Consider the following 16,037-nt stretch of genomic DNA (forward strand, 5'->3'; position numbering starts at 1 on the left):
CACTTACGCACCAAAATCTTATGCCTAAAGGCACATTAGATTTCGTCAGGTGTACGCAGGTTAGTTACTGCAATTCGTTCAGCATGCTTACGTTCTCTTTCTGGCTGCATATTGGCGCGGTAAACACCTTGATCACCCACAACCCAAGAGAGAGGACGGCGCTCTTTACCGATAGATTCCTGTAGCAGCAACAATGCTTGCATATAGGCTTCCGGACGCGGTGGACAGCCAGGGATATACACATCTACCGGCAAAAATTTATCCACGCCTTGTACGACAGAATAGATATCGTACATGCCGCCGGAGTTAGCACAGGCACCCATGGAAATAACCCATTTTGGTTCCAACATTTGTTCATACAAACGCTGAATAACTGGGGCCATCTTGGTAAAGCAGGTACCGGCCACCACCATAAAGTCAGCCTGGCGCGGAGAGGCACGCAATACTTCTGCACCGAAACGTGCCACGTCATGCACGGCGGTGAACGAGGTCACCATCTCCACATAACAGCAGGAAAGACCGAAGTTATACGGCCAAAGAGAGTTCTTACGCCCCCAGTTCACCATGTCATGCATGGCGTTCTCAAGTTTACCCATGTAAACACTACGGTGGACATGTTGCTCGAGAGGATCGCCGCTGACGGTTTCCTGAGTTTGCAGGGGGTAACGGTCGTTCTCACCGTTAGGGTCTATGCGGGTGAGCGTATAGTCCATGTTAATGCCTCGCTGTATTTATTGACCACTATACCCTTTGTACTTAAAGCCGCAGGGTTGTTAGCTGTGCGCGTTCACCCCAATCACTTACCTGTTTTAACTATAGATAAGTTCATCGGGATTTATTTGCTGGTAGCCGTACTTTCAACGCCACGATCTTTGGGTATAGCTTGCGGATGATTGCTGGCGTATTTAACTATGCTCGGTTTGCTCACGCGGCGATTAGAACGCACAGGAGTCCAATCCAGAGCGCCAATACGCACCAGATAAACCAAACCAGCCAAGAGCACCAAAATGAAAATGGTTGCTTCGATGAAGCCTATCCAGCCACTCTCACGGATGGAGATTGACCATGCATACAGATATAAGGCTTCAACATCGAAAATAACGAAGAACATGGCGACCAGGTAGAATTTCGCAGACAGGCGCATGCGCGCGGAGCCTACTGAATCAATACCCGACTCATAAGGGACGTTTTTGGCACGGGCCCGAGCTCTCCCACCCAGGAAGAACGCACCTAGCAGCATCAAACCGCACAGCCCGATTGCGCCGATCAGGAATACAGCGAACGCCCAATGATGAGCGATAACTTCAGTGGTTGTTGACATACTCATTGCTTACTCATCAAAAGTGGCGTCGGACATCCTGCTCTTGTATTGGCAGTTAGTGCACCACATCGATTCAAAGGGAAGGATAAAAACCACACAAAACACACTGTCTTAACAACTGTTTAGCCAGTGTTTTACTGTGGGCTTTTTACTCCTTTCAGTAACCTTTTGTCAACTTTGACAAAAGTAACTACAGATTAATTTACAAACGCACGATCTTACTTAACATTTGATGCGAACCTGCAAGCTAAATCGAGTCAGTAATTTGTTAAGTCAGAACATACACATATAAACCAACATGAATAGCTCTTACCAACTATACCATTGTCTCAGGAATAACCGGTTCTTCCACTCACTAACCAGGGGTATTTTTTTGATCCAGAACACGTTTTGAGTGTTATTTCATAAATATTCGGCACTAAAAGTTGCTCTTAATTATTTACAAATAATGAAACGGTGTTTTAATAAAACTTATATTAACCACTAAGTTAATCAGGTTTATTAGAAATAATGTGATCTTGAAAAATAGCTTTAAATAAGTAAAACGACGTTTTGATCACAAAATTAAGCTGAATAGGATAAAAAGAAGCTTTAACAAAGAATGGGAACAAAAAAGCCCCTAAAACAAGGGGCTTCAGACTGCTGACAAACCTCGGCAATCCAATTTTGCAAGGTGAGGACTGGCAGAAGAGTAAAGCGTCCGCGCCACGGATGGCGCGGCTCGAGCCCCCAGGGAAGGGTTTACGGCGTCTTTACGATCTGCCTGTTTTCACCGCTACGGGCACTTTGTCATTAACCTCAAGCCCCTAAAATAAGGGGCTTCAGACTGCTGACAAACCTCGGCAACCCAATTTTGCAAGGTGAGGACTGGCAGAAGAGTAAAGCGTCCGCGCCACGGATGGCGCGGCTCGAGCCCCCAGGGAAGGGTTTACGGCGTCTTTACGATCTGCCTGTTTTCACCGCTACGGGCACTTTGTCATTAACCTCAAGCCCCTAAAATAAGGGGCTTATCATGTTTTATACCAGTAACGGGTTAACTTTGATCATCAATTAAAAAATCAGAACCCAGGGTTAAATCCGTACCGGACTGCAAACCGTGTTGATGACCTGTCTGCATAGCATCGAAAATAGCCAAGGCCAATTCATTGCTACACCGGCTGTCTTTACATAATGAATAATGAGTTTCAGGCAGGCGAGGTAGCCCTTCTGTTTCACCCAATACCCGTAAATCAGGACTCATCATCTCAATCGGTCTGGCAGTAATACCCAGCCCTGCCCTCACTGCCGCACGAATGGCAGAAAGAGAAGAGGCGACATAGGCAATACGCCATGCGATACCGGCTCTGGTCAGATGCTCTATTGCCATATCACGAAATGGACTTGGCTCATCCATAACAACTAAAGGTACTGATTCGCCGGGTTGGAATTGGTAATCGGCGGAGCAATACCACAGCGTCGGTGATGTTCTTAAAATCACATGAGGATGGTTGTCGACCTTGGCGGTGGTGATCGCCAGATCCGCTTCGCCATGACTCAGCATGTCAGCAATGAGTGGGCTACGTTTTACCCGCACATCGATGGCCAGCCGAGGATATAGCGTCGCCACTCGGTTTAGCAAGAAAGGCAACAGTGTATCGGCAGTATCATCAGATGCGCCGATAATGAGTGAACCTTCTACATTGCTATACATCAGCGATGTACAAGCTTCGTCGTTAAAACGCAAAATTTTTCTGGCATAGCCAAGTAACTGGAGACCATGTTCAGTGAGCAATTTGTTACGCCCGTGACGGGCAAATAACTCCTTACCTACTAACTGTTCTAACCGTTGCATTTGTTGGCTAACTGCTGACTGAGTTCGACAAACCGCTGCCGCAGCAGAGGCAAACGTATTCAAGTCAGCAACAGCTACAAAGGTTCTAAGCAGATCGAGGTCGAGATTAATTATCGGACGATTTGCATTTGTCATAGTGTATTCTTCACTTTTTTGAATTCTAATTACAAACTACCCTGGTGTTTATGTATTAGCGCCATCAATAAGGGACAACGCTAAGTATGACAGTACCCCACTCATTCGAGTAGGGCAAAAAATTTACTTATATTTCGTTACCGCTATCTCTTTTTAAAAAAAACTATTGGCTGAATTCTGTCTCTGTTTGTGAGTACGGTCATAAAAAAGTGCTAAATCTTCGATAAATGAAGATTTTTTCCTTTAGAAATCCTGATTTTTTGTAGCCTTTATAAAGCAGCTTATCTCTTATTTTAATTAAATCAACGAGACCAACTCATCGATAAATATTAAAAATAATCAATATTTCTCTTGCGGATTTTTTATCTAATTGAGTAATTTCAAGTGGTAAGATTTGATAATCGATAAGCATTTTTAAGATTAACATTAGCTAATCTTAATAGTTTTCCTATTTACAAACTTGCCTCTTTTCGTCCTTCTATATATGTATGATGATATAAACTGTTGAATCCAGATTCTCAGCTTAAAACGCAACGTAATTGGACATCGATACTCTCACTTCCTTTCTGGTTTCTATCGTGCAGAAAATGGGGCTTAATTTTTATCAAAATCTATTTTTTACTAATGCGCACGTACGATGAAATCTGGCAGAAGAAAACTTCAGACAAACTCATCAATCACATAGCGCCCGGTAGGTTTGAGAGCAAAAACACGGGTAAAAACACCTATACTTTACGCCCCACAGTCATTTGCACTAAAGATGTGCATATAACTTCAAAAATCAGCGGCGTCGGAGTACATTGAACACCTTGCAGTGTTCCACGCTGAGGACACGCTTTTACCAGCAAAAGGCTCAATTTTTTATGTCCCCCATTGAGAAATCCAGCAAACTGGACAACGTCTGTTACGACATTCGTGGCCCAGTGCTAAAAGAAGCTAAGCGTCTTGAAGAAGAAGGTAACAAGGTTCTGAAACTCAACATCGGCAACCCTGCCCCGTTTGGTTTCGATGCACCGGATGAGATTCTGGTGGATGTGATCCGTAATTTGCCGACTGCACAGGGCTATTGCGACTCCAAAGGCCTTTTTTCGGCGCGCAAAGCCATTATGCAGCACTATCAGGCACGCGATATGCGCGATCTGACGGTAGAGGATATCTACATTGGGAATGGCGTTTCTGAGCTGATCGTGCAATCCATGCAAGCATTGCTAAACCTTGGCGATGAAATGCTGGTACCGGCCCCGGACTATCCGTTATGGACGGCGGCAGTATCACTTTCGAGCGGTAAAGCTGTGCATTATATGTGTGATGAAGAATCAGGCTGGTTCCCTGATTTGGACGATATCCGCAGTAAAATCACCCCACGCACCCGCGGGATAGTGATTATCAACCCGAACAACCCGACTGGCGCGGTCTACAGCAAAGAGTTGTTGCTGGAGATTGTCGAAATCGCTCGCCAGAATGATCTGATTATTTTCGCCGATGAGATCTACGATAAGATTTTATATGACGAATCTCAGCATCATTCGATTGCTGCACTGGCACCTGATTTACTGACGGTGACCTTCAATGGTCTGTCCAAGACTTACCGTGTCGCCGGTTTCCGTCAGGGCTGGATGGTGCTGAATGGGCCGAAGAAACACGCGAAAGGTTATATTGAAGGTTTGGAAATGCTGGCATCCATGCGCTTGTGCGCTAACGTGCCAATGCAGCATGCAATTCAGACTGCATTAGGTGGCTATCAGAGCATCAGCGAATTTATCCAACCTGGCGGGCGTTTGTACGAACAACGCGACCGTGCCTGGGAGTTGATTAACCAGATACCGGGGGTTTCCTGTGTGAAACCACAGGGCGCGCTCTATATGTTCCCGCGTATTGATCAGAAGCGTTTTAACCTGAAAGACGATCAGAAATTGGTATTAGATCTTCTGTTGCAGGAAAAAGTCTTGTTGGTACAGGGCAGTGCCTTTAACTGGCCATATCCGGATCATGTGCGTATCGTGACGTTACCGCGTGTGGATGAGCTGGAGATGGCGGTTGGGAAGCTGGGGCGGTTTTTGGAGACCTACCACCAGTAGGGTTTGGTTTTTTATTTGGTTAGTAGCCTTGGTGACTGATTCGGTTGACATAAGATCAGCGATCACCTTGTCTCTGAAGCTTCAACCGCCAAAGGGGTTACAAGCGCGTAACCCCCTTGGATCCCCTGCGCTAGCGCACGTATCGCTTGCCACTTCGTGGGTGCCCTCAATCATCGTTCCGGCTGACGGACTGGGCCGATTCACTCCTGTTCAAGCGGCCCTCGCTCGGCATCCATGCCTCGCGTCCTACCTCCACTCTTCACTCGGCAGCTCAAATGTGCTTTTAACATCAAAATCTAAAAATGGGTTTGGTTTTGAATTGTTTTTTGACCTTGAGCGCAATCAGGAATATTACCGACAAAGATTGCAGGCCGAATGAGCCGCATGGACGCGGCGAAAGGGGCTGTCGAGCTGGGAGCGAGTCAGCCCCGGTTCGAACAGCCAGCAAGCTGCCGGAGGGCACTGCGACAGCAGTAATATTTCGCGCAAGCCGCAGGTGCAGGAGGGCCGGCCTGCCCTCCTGCTCGGTTGAGGCCGCGAAGGTAAGGTGATAACTGAACGAATATCAACCGAAACCTGATCCGATCAAATCAAACATCAACCCAAACCCAAACCCAATCTGATATGCTATCCCCCAGTTCTGCCTTTAAAAAGTAAAAAAGAGAGAAACTATGAGTCACTTCTTCGCCCACCTATCCCGCTTGAAACTGATCAACCGCTGGCCGCTGATGCGTAATGTCCGCACTGAGAATGTTTCTGAGCACAGTTTGCAGGTGGCATTTGTCGCTCATGCATTAGCTATTATCAAAAACCGGAAATTTAATGGCAATCTTAATGCCGATCGTATCGCGCTGCTGGCGATGTACCACGATGCCAGCGAAGTGATAACCGGTGATTTACCCACCCCTATCAAGTATTACAATCCTCAGATTGCTCATGAATATAAAAAGATAGAAAAAGTCGCGCAGCAGAAGCTAATTGAAATGCTACCCGAAGAGTTACAGCACGATTTTCGTTGTCTGCTGGATGAGCATTATTATAGCGAAGAGGAAAAAGCATTGGTTAAACAAGCTGATGCGCTATGCGCTTATCTCAAATGTTTAGAAGAATTATCTGCCGGTAACAATGAGTTCATCCAAGCCAAAGTGCGGCTGGAGAAGACCCTCGCCATGCGTCAAAGCCCGGAAATGGATTATTTTATGGAAGTTTTCGTCCCCAGCTTTAGCTTGTCTCTGGACGAAATCAGCCTCGACTCACTGGATTGATGAGCAGCCTATCTTTTAGATAGCGGCAAGGCCGAAGCACATTATCCAAAGTCATTGCCGTTACAGGTAGGCAGCCAGTGCACGAATCCCGATGAGCTGACGTTTTTGTCAGTGATTCGGGTGAGTAAGCGCAGCTAACACCCCTGTAGCGGCAAGGCCGAAGGATAAATTAGAAGGGGAATAATAATGGCACTACCATCACACTCACGATCATCACCAACAGGGTAAACGGCACCCCTATTCGGATAAAATCACCAAATTTATAGCCACCGGGGCCTAAAACCAAGGTATTAACCGGGGATGAGACCGGAGTCATAAAGGCCGCTGATGCAGCAATACCGATAATCATCGCGAATGGATACGGGGAAAGCGACATCTCACGAGCGGCCGCTATGGCGATCGGTGCCATCAACACCGCCGTCGCTGTATTGGAAATAAATAGCCCGATGGTGGCGCACAGCACAAATAAGCACAGCAACATCACTCTTGGCCCCATACCACCAGCGACATCCATCAAACCACGGACTATCAAATCTACCCCGCCAGTTTTTTGCAGCGCTTGTGCAAAGGGCATCATCCCGATAATTAGAATCAAACTTGGCCAATGGATTGAGCGATAAGCACTTTCCATATCAATACAGCGAAATTGCCCCATCAACAAACATGCCACTAACGCCGCTATCACATTCGGCACTTCGTCAGTTAGCATCATCGCCACCATCAGCGCCAGACAGAACAAAGCATGGGGCGCTTGTGAAATTGCCGGTGCCACTTCATCAACTTCAGCCGGTAAATTCAGCACAATAAAATCACGGGTTTTCTGCTGCAATTGACGAATCAATTTCCAGTCGCCGATCACCAATAAGATGTCGCCAAACTGTAATTTATCATCGACTAGTTTACCTTCCAGGGTCTTACCATTGCGACGAATACCCACAACATTCAGGCCATAGCGGGTACGGAAGGTGACTTCACGTAAACTTTTTCCCAGCAGGGAAGAGTCTGGAATAAGAGAAACTTCGGCCATCCCGACGTTACGCGCCTGTTCAGAGAAATACTCACCACGCAACACCATCGGCTCTAGCATCTGCTCAGTACAAAATTCGCGTAAATCCACATCGCAATCAGACATATCAATCAGCAAAACATCATTTTCGTGCAGCTCAGACGAGCCGGTCGCACTGACCATGACCCGCCGAAAACGTTTCCAGCGCTCAATCCCGACCACATTCGCCCCATAGCGGGCGCGCAAATGTAGCTCATCAAGAGAACGGCCAATCAAAGGAGAATCGTGGCGAATAGCCAAACGGCGGGCGCGGCCGGTGAGTTTATAATCGCGGATAAGATCACGGAAGGTACGGCGCTTCCATTGCTGCTCTTTTTCTGAACTTTCCGGCTTTCCGCCCAACCAGTGGCGGGCAACCAACATGTAGCCAACCCCCATCAACAAGATGATAAAGCCAATCGGCGTCACGCCGAAGAAACCAAAACCTTTAATACCTTCGCGCAGCAACTCACTGTTCACCACCATATTGGGTGGCGTCGCGACCAGCGTCATCATGCCACTGATAAGCCCGGCAAAACTTAGCGGCATCATTAATCGCCCGGGCGAAATCTTCATCCGACTGGCGACACTTAATACTACCGGGATAAAAATCGCCACCACGCCGGTTGAGCTCATAAAGGCTCCCAACCCCGCCACAGTCACCATCAGTAACGCCAGCATTTTGGTTTCGCTGTGGCCAGCAACTTTTACCAGCCAATCCCCCACCTGATAGGCGACGCCGGTTCTCACTAACCCTTCACCAATGACAAACAATGCCGCAATCAAGATGACATTAGGGTCACTGAAGCCGCTGGTCGCCTCCCCTAATGACAGCGTGCCGCTCATGACAAAGGCAATAATGACCAATAATGCCACGACATCCATCCGCAGTTTATTGGTGGTAAACAGCACAATAGCTATCAGAAGTAGCGTCAACACCCACAATAGTTCGCTGTTCAAAATGGCCTCGTTGGCAAAAAGTGAAAAGGAATATCCAGCTATACCCAAAATAATTCGAGTTGCAGGAAGGCGGCCAACGCATATGCAATTTGAAGTATGAAGGGTATAGGGTAGTAAATCATCAAATTAAGACACTACCGCTGTTTGAGATCAATAATGACTGTAAATTTATGCGCTTACCATCCCACAACGGCATTAATTGTATTTTTTTCTGAAAAATAATTAACCAATTTGTGATGCAGTATTCAGCGATTAAAAAAACAGGCTCGGAATTCTCAGATATTCAGTGCCGTTTAACTGACTGACTATACTGAGAATACTGTCTTTCGAGCAGTCAAATTGAAAACTGGCGGCAGGAGCACTGAATGGGCACCATCACGGATTATCCGCTCGTCCTTTTTATTTTATCATTCACTACGTTGTGGTGTTCGGCTTATGCCGGTCAGGCATATTTTCGGCGTGGACAAATTTTGGACGAGAATATCCGTGAGAATTTTACTGTTATTCAAGGAGCTACCCTGACACTGCTTGGCCTGATTATCGGTTTTAGCTTTTCGATGGCGATCAGCCGCTATGATTTGCGTAAAAATTACGAAGAGGCAGAGGCCAATGCAATTGGGACAGAATATTTGCGTGTCGATTATTTGCCAGCCGCATCCGCTGTCACCACCAAGGCATTGTTAATACGCTATCTTGATCAACGGATACTTTTTTATACCACACGCAATGACAGCCATCTGACAGAGATTAATGACCAAACTAATCAATTGGAGAATGCCCTATGGGCTGAATTGATTGTACCAGTCAATCAAAAACCAGATCCAGTACGCGCTTTGGTGGTTTCCGGTATGAATGATGTATTGAATTCAGCCGGTTACACCCAAGCAGCTTGGTGGAATAGAATACCAATGGCGGCATGGCTATTGATGTTTCTCATCGCAATTGGTAGTTGTATTTTGGTCGGCTATGGTTCACGGCAGGGTAAAAATGGCAAAATAATGACGCTGATATTGCCCTTGATTATTTCATTCTCTTTTATGCTTATCGCCGACATTGATAGCCCGCGCGGGGGGATTATTCGGGTAAAACCACAAAATCTTCACAGCCTGGAAGGCAGCTTAGCGCCGCTCCCCTCAGTGCCATCACATCCCCTGTCGCGCTAAAAGCAAAAGAGCGCCATCAGGCGCTCTGAGGTTAATGACAAAGTACCCGCAGCGGTGAAAACAGGCAGATCGTAAAGACGCCGTAAAATCGTCCCTGATGGCTCGACCCGCGCCCTCCCTGGCGCGGACGCTTTACTCTTCTACCTGTCTTCACCTTACAAGATCGAGTTATCGAGGTTTGTCAGCAGTCTGAGAGCGCCATCAGGCGCTCTCAATAAAATACTCACCAAAGTGATTAGCCGATAAAGCGAACTGCCGCACCATTTGCTGTCTTTTCAACAGCGATATGTTCAAGTGAGCTGAGAACTAAATTAACTTGATCCAGTTTTGGTGTATCAGCAGGTGCATTCACGGCGATCACCTGGCAACCCGCCGCCAGCCCTGACAATATTCCCGCTGGTGCATCTTCCACCACAATGCAATCCGCCGGAGCCAAACCTAAACGTTCAGCACCCAGCAGGTAAGCATCAGGCATAGGTTTGCCATGTTTCACCTGTTCAGCAGTGACGAACACTTTTGGCTCGGGTAAATGGCCCGCCGCACGGCGCGCAGAAGCAACGGGTACCGAACCTGAGGTCACAATCGCCCACGGAATAGACAAACTGTTCAGCCGCTCTAGCAATGACACCGCTCCCGGCAGAGCAGTTACACCATCAGTGTCATTGGCTTCAATGTGCTCTAAAGCCAAAAATTCTGCTTGAAGTTCTGCATCACTCGCACCCGGCATAAAATGACGAAGAGAGGTAATTGCTTGTTTCCCGTGGATAAATTCTAGAACTTCCGATGGATCAATGCCACGACTTTGCGCCCAGCCAATCCAGGCTCGCTCCACAGCAGGTAATGAATCAACCAGAGTCCCATCCAAATCAAAAAGAAAACCTTTACACTCCACAAGCACATCCTCGTTAGTCAATTCAGGTCTTGATCATTACGCACTATCAGGCATTGATAATTTGCGAAATCTCAACAGCACTCAAGTGGTACTGGCGCGGGCATGATTGCCAGATAGCCAGCATACGTTGGTATTTGTCCCACATTGGGGTTTGGGAATTGAAACCGTGTGTTCCTGAGTCAAAATGGGTATAGCGGCCTTCGGTATTCACCATAAAGCGCACATAACTCAGGTAACGCGATTCAGTAGCAGCATCAAAACCAAGGAACGCAATACGGCGCTCATCTAAATCTTGTTTGTCTTTCAGGTTATCCCAAGAGACTTGCAGTGCGTGATGCATCTCCATGATATTAATGATAGTACGGCAAGTATCTTCGCTCATTTCACCAAAATCACGGTCCAGTTCACGCATCTGCAAACCAAAGCCACGTTCGACAATCGTTTGCTGGCGGCGATAGCGCTCAGCGTTTTCCGGATCCAGCATGGTCATCATTTTGTACTGATTCGACAGAATCAGTCGTTGGGCGTTTGTCATATCCATCACTAAACTCCTAAGACATAAATAATGAGGAAATCATCGCATACAGAGTTGGGCCATACTTTGATTTGACAGGGGATTTTACGCTGCTGTTTATCAGATACATAAAAAGCCCCGGTTGCAGATAAAGCCCGGTATGGATTCCCGACATTGCCCAATCAAAGGCTACACTTACAAATCATCAAGAAATGTTTTATCCAACTGCTTGAAGGCGCGTTTAAGCACATCAGCCAAAGATTGGTAGGTCGGCGTTTGCTCAACAGGTGCGACGGCTTGCCCGGCTTCAGCCAGTTTATTTCGCACCTCGTGGAACCACTGCAATAATGTCGGTGGTAACGGTGTAATAGCACGTTTACCTAACCACCATAACCCTTGCAGCGGTAAACCGCAGGCAAACAATGCCGTGGCAATGGCTGGCCCTAATTGCCCGCCAAGAGCTATTTGCCAGGTTAATGTAAAGATGGCCAACGGCGGCATAAAGCGGATACCAAAACGGGTCGCGGTCGCCACACGATTCTCGGGAAACACCGGTGCCAGGCGTTTATCAGCAGGCCAGGTCTTCATATAATGCTGCCCGCGCTGGAGTACCTGAAACCAACTTACGGAATCAGAGGGTTTTGTTGTCATGGCTCACCTCAACTTCACAAACAAAGATTAAAATTTTTTTTGTAATCCACTAACTAAAAATTAGTCTGTTAAATATATTTTGTTTTTAGGCGGCGCTATCGGTATCCTAGTCCGGCCTTTTGGCCGCTAGAAGATGACGCTAAATATGTCAACTTTTTGCAGCATTTAAATCAATTTTGTTAAATCGCGCGGGCTTTTACCACCAGGCGTTAACGTTTGTTCTTAATACTAAATCGGCGATTTTTCCTTCATCATGCATTTTTCGCTATCGCATGATGTTAATCATTAATGTCGACGCCAATATGCGCTACGCTTTTGGATAGATTGACGTTTTATTAACCACGTGTTTTCGCTGTTTTTGTTCCCCGATACATTATCTGTATCGATCATGCAAAAAACACATGTCGAACACGACTATAAATAGGTACTTCCATGTCGAGTAAGCTAGTACTGGTTCTTAACTGCGGTAGCTCTTCCCTAAAATTTGCTATCATCGACGCGACCAATGGTGAAGAACACCTCTCTGGTTTAGCCGAATGCTTCCATCTGCCGGAAGCCCGTATCAAATGGAAACTGGACGGCAGCAAACAGGAAGCAGCATTGGGTGCTGGTGCAGCACACAGCGAAGCACTGAATTTCATTGTTAATACTATTCTGGCACAAAAACCAGAGCTTTCCGCTCAACTGACGGCTATCGGTCACCGTATTGTTCATGGCGGCGAGAAATTCACTGCATCAGCTATCGTTACCGAAGAAGTTATTCAGGGTATCAAAGATTCCATCCCGTTTGCACCTCTGCATAACCCAGCTCACCTGATTGGTATCGCTGAAGCATTGAAATCCTTCCCGAATCTGGCTGATAAAAATGTTGCAGTCTTTGACACTGCCTTCCACCAGACCATGCCGGAAGAGTCTTATCTCTACGCCCTGCCGTACAGCTTATACAAAGAAAACGGTATCCGTCGCTATGGCGCGCACGGTACCAGCCACTTCTACGTGAGCCAGGAAGCAGCAAAAACTCTGAACAAACCACTGGAAGAACTGAACGTAATTACTTGCCATTTGGGCAACGGCGGCTCAGTTACTGCGGTGCGTAACGGTAAATGTGTTGATACTTCTATGGGCCTGACGCCACTGGAAGGTCTGGTCATGGGCACCCGTAGTGGTGATATTGATCCAGCTATCATTTTCCATCTGTATGATGCGATGGGCATGACCATGGAACAGATCAGCAAACTGTTGACCAAAGAATCTGGCCTGTTGGGCCTGACTGAAGTCACCAGCGACTGCCGTTATGTTGAAGACAACTACGAAACCAAAGCCGATGCACGTCGCGCAATGGATGTGTTCTGCCACCGTCTGGCGAAATACATCGGCGCTTACACTGCACTGATGGATGGTCGTCTGGACGCCGTGGTATTCACCGGCGGTATCGGTGAGAACGCAGCAATGGTGCGTGAACTGACCCTGGACAAACTGGGCCTGTTAGGCTTTGAAATTGACCATGAACGCAACCTGGCAGCACGCTTTGGTAAATCAGGCACCATCACCAAAGATGGCAGCCGTCTGGCTCTGGTTATTCCAACCAACGAAGAGCTGGTCATCGCACAAGACGCCGCTCGTCTGACCGCGTAAGAGTTTTGACATATACCCAAAGTCACTAGAGTTGCAGGTAGGCGGCAAGCAAATAAATTCCGATGAGTTGGCTCAGGTCAGTGATTCGAGTGCATGAGCGTAGCCAACAACCCTGCGGCTTTAAGGACGAAGGATGTTCCCAAAGTCATTGAAGTTGCAGGTAGGCGGCAAGCAAATAAATCCCGATGAGCTGACTTAGGTCAGTGATTCGGGTGCATGAGCGTAGCCAACAACCCTGCGGCTTTAAGGACGAAGGGCATAACCGTAAAGAGGTTTAGCCGTGTCCCGTACAATAATGTTGATCCCTACCGGCACCAGCGTTGGTTTAACCAGCGTCAGCTTGGGTGTCATCCGTTCCATGGAACAAAAAGGTGTACGCCTGAGCGTATTCAAGCCAATCGCGCAGCCACGTGCTGGTAACGATGCACCTGACCAAACCACCACTATCATTCGCGCAAACTCTAGCATCACTGCTGCTGAGCCGCTGAATATGAATCATGTGGAAAACTTGCTGAGTTCTAACCAGCAAGATGTGTTGATGGAAGAAATTGTTGCCCGTTACCACGAAAACACCAAAGACGCCGAAGTGGTTCTGGTTGAAGGTTTAGTGCCAACACGTAAACATCAGTTTGCTAATGCACTGAACTACGAAATTGCCAAAACGCTGAACGCGGAAATCGTGTTTGTCATTGCGCTGGGTAATGATTCACCAGATCAATTGAAAGAGCGGATCGAACTGGCTCGTTCCAGCTTCGGTGGCAGCAAAAACAAAAATATCACTGGCGTTATCATTAACAAACTGAATGCGCCAGTTGATGAGCAAGGCCGTACCCGCCCTGACCTGTCTGAAATCTTTGATGATTCCACCAAGGCCAGTGTCGCGAGCATCGATCCAAAACAGCTGTTTGCCAACAGCCCGCTGCCGGTTCTAGGTTGCGTACCATGGAGCTTCGAGCTGATTGCGACCCGTGCGATTGATATGTGTAAGCACCTGAATGCGCGCATTATTAACGAAGGTGATATCAGAACCCGCCGCGTTAAATCGGTGACATTCTGTGCGCGCAGTATCCCACACATGCTGGAACACTTCCGCCCAGGCTCTCTGCTGGTGACCTCCGCAGACCGCCCAGACGTGTTGGTTTCTGCTTGTTTGGCAGCCATGAATGGCGTTGAAATCGGTGCCATTTTGCTGACTGGCGGTTATGCGATTGATGAGCCAATCAAAAAGCTGTGTGATCGTGCCTTCCAAACTGGCCTGCCAGTATTTATGGTTGATACCAATACTTGGCAGACTTCTCTGAGCCTGCAAAGCTTCAATCTGGAAGTGCCAGCAGATGACCATGAACGTGTTGAGAAACTGCAAAACTACGTTGCCAGCCATATCAGCAGTGAGTGGATTGATTCTCTGAGCGCCACATCCGAACGTTCACGTCGCCTGTCTCCTCCAGCATTCCGCTATGAGCTGACCGAGTTGGCACGTAAAGCCGGCAAACGCATCGTACTGCCAGAAGGTGATGAGCCACGTACAGTTAAAGCTGCGGCTATCTGTGCTGAACGCGGTATTGCGACTTGTGTGCTGCTGGGTAATCCGGAAGAAATTCAACGTGTTGCTGCGGCTCAAGGTGTTGAGCTGGGTAAAGGCGTTGAAATCATCGATCCAGTTGCAGTGCGTGAGCAGTATGTTCCACGTCTGGTTGAACTGCGTAAGAGCAAGGGCATGACCGAAGTGGTTGCTCGTGAGCAACTAGAAGACAACGTAGTTCTCGGCACACTGATGCTGGAGAAAGGCGAAGTTGATGGTCTGGTATCTGGTGCTGTTCATACCACCGCAAACACTATCCGCCCACCGTTGCAGTTAATCAAAACCGCACCGGGCAGTTCACTGGTCTCTTCTGTGTTCTTCATGCTGCTGCCTGACCAGGTTCTGGTTTACGGTGACTGCGCGATTAACCCGGATCCAACAGCTGAGCAATTGTCAGAAATTGCTATCCAATCAGCTGATTCTGCGGCGGCATTCGGTATCGAACCGCGTGTAGCGATGATCTCTTACTCCACCGGTAACTCTGGTGCAGGTAGCGACGTAGAAAAAGTGCGTGAAGCAACTCGTCTGGCACAGGAAAAACGCCCAGACCTGATCATTGATGGTCCGTTGCAGTATGATGCGGCAATCATGGCAGATGTGGCTAAATCCAAAGCGCCTAACTCGCCAGTTGCCGGTAAAGCGACAGTATTCATCTTCCCTGATCTGAACACCGGTAACACCACCTATAAAGCGGTACAACGTTCTGCCGACCTGATTTCCATCGGGCCGATGCTGCAAGGCATGCGCAAGCCAGTTAACGACTTGTCTCGTGGTGCATTGGTAGACGATATCGTCTATACCGTGGCGTTGACGGCAATTCAATCAGCTCAGGCTGACGCTAGCGCATCTTAATTTCACGATTAAGTATGTATAAGAAACACCAACGCCAGCCTCGTGCTGGCGTTTTTATTGTGCATAGAAAACCCCCAGCTAGGCTGGGGGTTCCGTAAAGCTTCCAGCTTTGA

General features: G+C 47.6%; 12 protein-coding genes. 5 read left to right on the forward strand and 7 right to left on the reverse strand.

Annotated features, from left to right (window positions below):
- Positions 1-35 precede the first annotated feature (35 nt).
- From FGL26_RS08555 to rovM, 3 genes are all read right to left on the reverse strand, one after another.
- Positions 36-713, reverse strand: coding sequence for a NuoB/complex I 20 kDa subunit family protein (locus tag FGL26_RS08555; RefSeq protein ID WP_002210278.1), 678 nt, complete (start codon positions 711-713; stop codon positions 36-38).
- A gap of 122 nt (positions 714-835) precedes the next feature.
- Entirely contained in the window at positions 836-1,327 is a 492-nt protein-coding gene (gene nuoA / locus FGL26_RS08560; protein ID WP_005159212.1) for an NADH-quinone oxidoreductase subunit NuoA, read from the reverse strand.
- Positions 1,328-2,354: 1,027 nt separating this feature from the next.
- Positions 2,355-3,287 (reverse strand): virulence transcriptional regulator RovM, encoded by a 933-nt coding sequence (gene rovM, locus FGL26_RS08565; protein WP_005171734.1) that lies wholly within the window; start codon positions 3,285-3,287, stop codon positions 2,355-2,357.
- An 863-nt stretch (positions 3,288-4,150) separates the two neighbouring features.
- On the opposite strand from rovM, the gene FGL26_RS08570 reads away from it, so the two are divergent.
- The gene (locus FGL26_RS08570) at positions 4,151-5,365 is read left to right on the forward strand and encodes a pyridoxal phosphate-dependent aminotransferase (RefSeq protein ID WP_005171737.1); all 1,215 of its coding nucleotides are present in this window, start codon (positions 4,151-4,153) and stop codon (positions 5,363-5,365) included.
- A gap of 671 nt (positions 5,366-6,036) precedes the next feature.
- Positions 6,037-6,630: a 5'-deoxynucleotidase gene (gene yfbR / locus FGL26_RS08575; RefSeq protein ID WP_005171739.1), complete on the forward strand. Its 594-nt coding sequence runs from the start codon at positions 6,037-6,039 to the stop codon at positions 6,628-6,630.
- A 169-nt stretch (positions 6,631-6,799) separates the two neighbouring features.
- On the opposite strand, the gene FGL26_RS08580 is transcribed toward yfbR, so the two are convergent.
- Positions 6,800-8,635: an SLC13 family permease gene (locus tag FGL26_RS08580; RefSeq protein WP_005171743.1), complete on the reverse strand. Its 1,836-nt coding sequence runs from the start codon at positions 8,633-8,635 to the stop codon at positions 6,800-6,802.
- Between the two features lie 365 nt (positions 8,636-9,000).
- On the opposite strand from FGL26_RS08580, the gene FGL26_RS08585 reads away from it, so the two are divergent.
- The gene (locus tag FGL26_RS08585) at positions 9,001-9,798 is read left to right on the forward strand and encodes a bestrophin-like domain (RefSeq protein WP_005171747.1); all 798 of its coding nucleotides are present in this window, start codon (positions 9,001-9,003) and stop codon (positions 9,796-9,798) included.
- A gap of 235 nt (positions 9,799-10,033) precedes the next feature.
- Here the strand turns inward: FGL26_RS08585 and FGL26_RS08595 are convergent, their stop codons facing one another.
- The 3 genes from FGL26_RS08595 to yfbV all read right to left on the reverse strand — a co-directional run bounded on the left by FGL26_RS08595 (position 10,034) and on the right by yfbV (position 11,855).
- A complete protein-coding gene (locus FGL26_RS08595) occupies positions 10,034-10,690 on the reverse strand; it encodes a sugar phosphatase (RefSeq protein WP_005171750.1) in 657 nt (218 codons plus the stop codon).
- A 46-nt stretch (positions 10,691-10,736) separates the two neighbouring features.
- Complete coding sequence (locus tag FGL26_RS08600) at positions 10,737-11,231, reverse strand: YfbU family protein (protein WP_005159196.1); 495 nt, start codon at positions 11,229-11,231, stop codon at positions 10,737-10,739.
- A gap of 168 nt (positions 11,232-11,399) precedes the next feature.
- Positions 11,400-11,855 (reverse strand): terminus macrodomain insulation protein YfbV, encoded by a 456-nt coding sequence (gene yfbV, locus FGL26_RS08605; RefSeq protein ID WP_005171754.1) that lies wholly within the window; start codon positions 11,853-11,855, stop codon positions 11,400-11,402.
- Between the two features lie 432 nt (positions 11,856-12,287).
- Here yfbV and ackA point away from each other — a divergent pair, with 432 nt between their 5' ends.
- Together ackA and pta are read left to right on the forward strand one after the other, a co-directional pair.
- Positions 12,288-13,490 (forward strand): acetate kinase, encoded by a 1,203-nt coding sequence (gene ackA, locus FGL26_RS08610; RefSeq protein ID WP_005171756.1) that lies wholly within the window; start codon positions 12,288-12,290, stop codon positions 13,488-13,490.
- Positions 13,491-13,785: 295 nt separating this feature from the next.
- Positions 13,786-15,924, forward strand: coding sequence for a phosphate acetyltransferase (gene pta / locus FGL26_RS08615; RefSeq protein ID WP_019082007.1), 2,139 nt, complete (start codon positions 13,786-13,788; stop codon positions 15,922-15,924).
- Positions 15,925-16,037 lie beyond the last annotated feature (113 nt).

This window comes from Yersinia enterocolitica subsp. enterocolitica, from assembly GCF_901472495.1.
In the GTDB taxonomy this organism is placed as follows: domain Bacteria; phylum Pseudomonadota; class Gammaproteobacteria; order Enterobacterales; family Enterobacteriaceae; genus Yersinia; species Yersinia enterocolitica.